Annotated in this window: 8 protein-coding genes; 4 read left to right on the plus strand and 4 right to left on the minus strand. The window is 30.6% G+C overall.

The window, feature by feature from the left end; translation table 11 throughout:
- The 3 genes from Q1J40_RS02270 to Q1J40_RS02280 form a co-directional block, all read right to left on the minus strand.
- On the minus strand, nt 1–214 hold a 214-nt coding region (locus Q1J40_RS02270), incomplete at its 3' end, for an alpha-hydroxy-acid oxidizing protein (protein WP_301098414.1).
- A 266-nt stretch (nt 215–480) separates the two neighbouring features.
- The gene (gene bioD, locus Q1J40_RS02275; protein ID WP_301098415.1) at nt 481–1200 is read right to left on the minus strand and encodes a dethiobiotin synthase; all 720 of its coding nucleotides are present in this window, start codon (nt 1198–1200) and stop codon (nt 481–483) included.
- Between the two features lie 49 nt (nt 1201–1249).
- Complete coding sequence (locus Q1J40_RS02280) at nt 1250–2452, minus strand: ROK family protein (protein WP_301098416.1); 1203 nt, start codon at nt 2450–2452, stop codon at nt 1250–1252.
- Between the two features lie 157 nt (nt 2453–2609).
- Between Q1J40_RS02280 and rnd the strand changes: the two genes are divergently transcribed.
- From rnd to Q1J40_RS02300, 4 genes are all read left to right on the plus strand, one after another.
- The gene (gene rnd, locus Q1J40_RS02285) at nt 2610–3740 is read left to right on the plus strand and encodes a ribonuclease D (protein ID WP_301098417.1); all 1131 of its coding nucleotides are present in this window, start codon (nt 2610–2612) and stop codon (nt 3738–3740) included.
- An 18-nt stretch (nt 3741–3758) separates the two neighbouring features.
- On the plus strand, nt 3759–4688 hold the full coding sequence (locus Q1J40_RS02290; protein WP_301098418.1) for a zeta toxin family protein: 930 nt from the start codon (nt 3759–3761) through the stop codon (nt 4686–4688).
- Nucleotides 4689–4700: 12 nt separating this feature from the next.
- Nucleotides 4701–5126: a hypothetical protein gene (locus Q1J40_RS02295; protein ID WP_301098419.1), complete on the plus strand. Its 426-nt coding sequence runs from the start codon at nt 4701–4703 to the stop codon at nt 5124–5126.
- A 370-nt stretch (nt 5127–5496) separates the two neighbouring features.
- Nucleotides 5497–5853 carry a hypothetical protein gene (locus Q1J40_RS02300; protein WP_301098420.1) on the plus strand — a complete coding sequence of 119 codons (357 nt, stop codon included), beginning with the start codon at nt 5497–5499 and terminating at the stop codon, nt 5851–5853.
- 151 nt (nt 5854–6004) lie between these two features.
- Here Q1J40_RS02300 and Q1J40_RS02305 read toward each other — a convergent pair.
- Nucleotides 6005–6419, minus strand: a 415-nt coding sequence (locus Q1J40_RS02305) for a hypothetical protein (protein WP_301098421.1), incomplete at its 5' end; no start/stop codon positions are given.

Here is a 6419-nt window from a genome sequence, read left to right on the forward strand (position 1 = left end):
GAATAGAGAGTTTTTCACCAAATAATTCAATTCCAGTGTCTAGTTCAGACATATCTTTTAGTACACGCTGTCTTAATGCAATATTGCTCAAATCTGTAACGTTTCTTTCTAAAGTTTTCTCTGCGTACGAACCACCATCTGCATAGTGGAACATAAATGGTGGGACTTTTCTTTTTGCTGCTTTTCGATAATCATTAGCTGATGAAATAATCATACATACCTCTTATATTTATTATGACTATAATTTTATGGTAATAAAAGTGTTGAAAATTTAGGTGTTTTTATCAACAAAATATTAGCAATTAATTAACGTCGCACATACTAATCTAAACTCATTCAAAAATGTACTTGTGAGTAAGATTTTTTATAAAACTGTGAAATAGATCACAAAAACGAGATTGGCGAATCATACATAATCCGCCTACTTAAATCTATTGAATAATCTCTTCTGGATGTTGATGGGATAGAAAATAAACTTAATTATTTTGTGAAAAATTTTATCAACGGTTTTGGATTTTGGATAAATTGTGACAGTTCTTTTCGCTCTGGATGTCCAATATAAGGCAGCTGTCCAAGTAAAGGTGCATCTATTCTCTGACTTAATAATTCAATTAACTCAGCATAATGTCTTAAACCAGGATTAATTCTATTTGCAATCCATCCTATCAATCTGCCTCCTTTTTGTTTAATTGAATCGGCTGTTAACAAAGCATGATTAACACAACCTTCTTTTATTCCCACAACTAAAATAACAGGCATTTGATTCTTCTCAGCCCAATCAGCAAAGCTAAGTTCTTTATTGATAGGCGTTAACCAACCATAAGTTCCCTCAACTAGTACATTATCGTATTTTTCTATTAAGTATTGTAAATTTTGATCAAGTTTTTGTTCAGAAATATGTCTCACTGCATCTAAAGCAGCAAAAATAGGTGTACTTGAGTGAGTAAATGTATAACTATTTATTTCTCGATATTGTACGGGAATATTCCCACTATTTTGAATAATAAGAACATCTTGATTATCTTCACTTGCATAATCATCAGTATTAGGTTCTGTTGGAAGTGAATCATCTCCTCCACAAGCTATTGGTTTGTATCCCACAACGGGAATATCATATTGTGCTAGCGTTTGTAATAACGCTCGAGTAATGATTGTTTTACCTACGCTAGTATCAGTTCCCGTAATAAATAAAGCCGGCATATGTAGACTCTCTATAAACTAAAAAACAGCGAGAAGTCTAACAAATTTTTTACAATTGAATTATGTTTTGAATCAAATTTCCTGTATAAATTGCTGATTTAATCGCAGATACAGGTATCATGAAACTATCCCTTGTATATTGGCTGGTTACAAAATCTACAGTAATTCCATCTCGAGATAATTGAGTGGTGATATTTTCTTTAATTTTATCAAATAATGACTTGTGTATATTTACAAGTGGAGAGCAGAGCATTATTTTCTCAATTGAGAAAATACTAATTAAATTGTGTAACATGTAAGCAAGATTATTAGTAATATGTTTAAGAATCATTAATGCTCTGGTATCTTCTTTAACAGCTAATTCACAAAACCATATAATTTTTGAGTTTAAATCAGGTAAAGAATTAGGGAGGTAGTAATCAATCGCTTTTTCTAATGCAGAAAATCCTATCTGATTGATTAATTGATAGCGACTAATATCATCTAAATTTCGACTGGTAATTTCTCCAACCTCTCCCATTTTTGGCATAAGCATGCGATCAATGTTCATTCTTTTATGCTCATCACGATGTAATAACTCACCGCGTAGTAATACACTAAGATTAATAAATTCATCTAATTGTAAAAAAATAACATTATCGTATCGAAGTAAACTACCTAGCATAGATTCTGCTAATAACCATAATTGGAAATGTTCATTGATAAAAATAGATTTATGTGAGATCAATTTACTAATAATATGAAAAATATGGCAATCAACTTGTTCATTATCAAGTTGAGTTATCACTGACTTGAGTTTATCAATTTTTCCTTTAATACTTGCAGAAATTGCAATCAATTTTCTATTTTCAACAGAATAATGAGATAAAAAATGATTAATAGCATTTTCAACATCATTATCAATTGTACTACCTAGAGAAATAGGGTAGTTATGCTGATAAATAATTTCTCCAGAAAGCTCGCATAATGAGATAGCAATACCTTTAGCTGAAATAATAAGACACAATAGCTGCCAATGAAATGATGACACAGATAATCCAACGGCAGGACGACCTCTTCCCATTATATTTTGGGCAGTACGTTCTAAAATAAATTTGCCATCAATCAATTTTTTTGTAATACCCGTAATAGAGGCTGGCGCATATCCTGATAACTTAGCAATATCTCTACGAGAGATCAGTTCAAATTGATCAATAAGTTGATAAACTCGTCCAAGATGATGATATTTTTCTTCTGTAGATGAAATTTTCATACCTTTATCCTTTATAATTATGGCTCCATAAGATAATTTCTATATTTTGAAATCTTCCATTAAAATAGCAATGAATTTAAATAGATTCTGAGAGAAACTTCACAAAATTATTTTTTAAAACAAAAAAAATACTAAAAATAAGGATAATAAGAGAAAAATGGATAATAAAATTAATTTTATATGGGTAGATTCTGATGAGAGTTTGCACAATGCATATCAAAGTATTCAAGATCATAAAGTGATTGCTTTAGACACAGAGTTTGTCCGAATTCGCTCTTATTATCCTAAACTAGGACTATTACAATTATTTGATGGAGAACAAGTCTATCTAATTGATCCATCTGGTCTTTCCAATTCCCAACCTATTATTGACTTATTACAAGATAAAAAAATTATTAAGGTTTTACACGCTTGTGGTGAAGATTTAGATATTTTTTATCATTACTTTAAACAAATGCCAGAACCGATGTTTGATACACAAATTATGAGTGCATTTTTAGGATTAGGTTCATCCATCGGATTTTCTAAACTGGTAGAAAATTATTGTCATATTCAACTAGATAAATCTACATCAAGAACAGATTGGTTGGCTAGACCATTAAGTGAAAAACAGCTTCAGTATGCAGCTGCAGACGTTTGGTTTTTATTGCCAATATATCAAAAACTTATGGAACAATTAAAAACAACTGAATGGTTAAATGCTGTCAATGAAGAGTGTGAGAAACTTAAAATTAAGCGTCAAAAAGAAATTACACCAGAAAAAGCGTATAAACACATCGGCAATGCCTGGCAATTAGAACCTCAGCAATTAGCTATATTACAAGTGTTAGAAAAATGGCGAGTCGAAGAAGCCAAAAAACGTGATTTAGCTCTTAATTTTATTGTAAAAGAAGCCTCTTTATGGAAAATTGCAAAAGATCAGCCTAAACACACCGCTCAATTACTGGAATTTATGCATCCAAACGAAGTAAGGGTTTATGGTAAGAAATTATTACTGATGGTTGAACAAGCTAAACATATTCCAGAAGAACTTTTTCCAGCTAAAATTAGTCGATTAATGGATGTGCCAAATTATAAAAAAGACATGCAATTTTTAAAGAAAGTAGTACTAGCTGTTAAACCTGAAAGCCTACCTATAGAAGTATTTTGCAGTAAACGTCAACTAGAACAATTATTCAAATGGCATAATGTTTATAAAACAAATCATACAGTTCCAGAATTATTATCAGGCTGGAGAAAACCATTTGGAGATGAGCTTTATAGACAATATTTAGATTATCTAAAATAAGATAATATGGAGAAAATTATGAGTACACTAATGCAAAAGGATGTATTGATCGAATTACTTTCAACAGTGCAAGCAAAGCTAAGCCAAGTTCCAAAGGAAAACCAGATCGATAATGATAAGTCATATTTAGTAGAACTTCGCCATTTCATCTATCAGACATTACCTAAGGACTTAGATTACTCCGACCTTTCACAAAAAATCCGAACTATTGCTCATAACTACACCATTACAAAAGAATTAAATACCGATATTAATGATTATGATATTGATTCAGATATAAATCGTAAATTTCCTATAATTTGGGCTAATTTATTAGCTAGCAACCATATTTCTTCACAAGAACAACCTACGGCTGTTTTATTAGGAGGTCAACCTGGTTCAGGGAAATCTTATGCATCTAAACTTATGCTTGATCGGTTATACAATAATGTTCTCATTATTAATGGGGATGAGTTTAGACCCTATCATCAATGCTTTGATGAAATTTATGCTAAATATGGTAAGGATTTTTCAAAATACACAGGGGATTTCGCTGGGAAAATGGTTGAAAAAATCCGAGATGAAGCGATTAAACAAAAGTTTAATATTGTAATTGAAGGAACTTTTCGTAGAGCAGAATTACCCTTAAAAGAGCTAAATAATTTTACAGAACACGGATATAAAACAGGAGTGATTATTTGTACCAGTCCAATGGGAGTAAGTTGGAATAACACCATCAGCAGAGCAGAGGAGCAAGAGAATCAAGGCTTGAATCCTCGTTATGTTCCTAAAGAGCATCATGATCTGGTTGTAAGCAAATTATCTGAAAATGTTAAGTATGTGGTAGAAAATAGTCAGTTAGCATTTTTTGAAATTTATGATAGAGAAAATAAAAAATTCGATATTGATACAGACTCTAAAAACGCAATTAAAAAGATTATTGATGCTATTTTAGCAGCAAAAATCTAAAATTTAGGGGGAATGATTTTGAATATTTTGATTGATTTTGATGGAACCTGTGTAACTCATAATTTCCCTAAAATAGGAGAAGAAATTGGGTCCGCACAAGTATTAAGAGATTTAGTTAAAAATGGACATAACCTTATTTTATTCACTATGCGAGCTGAAGATTGCTACCTTGATGAAGCTTTAGATTGGTTCAAGCAAAATAAAATTGAACTCTATGGTATAAATGTCAATCCTGAACAACATAAATTTACCTCTTCTCCCAAAGCTTACGGGGATTTGCTTATTGATGATATTTCACTAGGTATAAAAAAGTTATCCTGCCACTTTAATCGACCTTGTGTTGATTGGAAATGGGTGTCTGAAGAATTATGTACACAAGGATTACTCACAAAAGAACAAATAGAACAATACGATTTTAGCATGCAACTTTATTTATAAACCAATCTTTGTATATCAACAGTATTAATATAATTATGAGATTACCGACAGTAACAACTGAAGAAAAAATTTTTTACTTGATTCTTGATAGAGTTTTAGCATGTATTCCTTTAATTTGGCGAATCGGGAGTTTTCCTATCTATTTTTTGTGTGGTTTGTTCATGATTTTTATACTAATAGGTCTAATTGTTGGAACTTTCTACGACTCATTTAGATTACTTGGCCAAGTACTACTTTTATTAGTAATTTGTGGCTCTATGGAAGTCTATATTCTTCCGAAGAAATTACCTAAATGGAGACAAAAAATAAAGGATAAAATCAATCAGCCTAAAGATATATTTGGTAAATTTTAATAGAGGAGATAAATCTAATGAAAGCATATACCAGTGAATATTTCTATGATCCGATGAGAGCTTTTTATGATGGTGGTGTTGATTACCTTACAGTAGAAAAGCACAGATTGTGTGTGATTGCTGAGCATGCTTATGCCGCATTATCTAAAATATCCTTAGATAAGAATGGAGATTGTCCTGTACCAAAAGAACAAATTAATCAAGATATGGATGATTTGTTAATATTACTTGGAGATTTTAAAGGAGGAAATGAAGTTCCACTAGGTAATAACCATAGAAAGTATAGTTATGAGCTAGATTACAATGAACAGATTAAACGTTTAGATAAGATTTTATTAAAGTATGTAGAGTTTTTTGTTCTTAAGCGAGCTTAAAAAAATAATATTTATGCTTCTCTATAACCAAGTAACTAACTTCGCATAATATATATTATGTTAAATTAAATATTTAGTAAACCTATTCTGCAAATACTTATAAAGCTACTTACTCGTACTAGATAAGATTGGTTTAAAATACTTATTATAACTAATCCATTACCGACATTATCTTATGAGCTTCTCTCATACTTTTTCTTAATGCTAAAATTTCTGCGTCTGTTAGCTGCCTTACATAAGGCATATCATATTTATAAAATAAACTTTCTGCTTGTTTTAATACGCTTTGTTGTTCTTCTAAGCTAATATCATCAGAAACAAATTCAAATATATTCCCAAGATCATCAACTAAACCTAACATCTTTTTATCTATAATGCTTTCATCACCTAATATGTTATTAGCCCATTCTGCTAATAATGTAGAAATAATGAAAAAAAAGTGATTTTCTGGGTTAATTAACATTTTTCCAAATCTAATTTGATAATCTTGAACATCTTGAGGAAGAAATTCAATTACTGTAGATAAAGCTTTTCCTCCTCTTATTTGAATGAATTTTTTAACAGCT

The organism is Otariodibacter sp., from assembly GCF_029256985.1.
Classification (GTDB): domain Bacteria; phylum Pseudomonadota; class Gammaproteobacteria; order Enterobacterales; family Pasteurellaceae; genus Otariodibacter.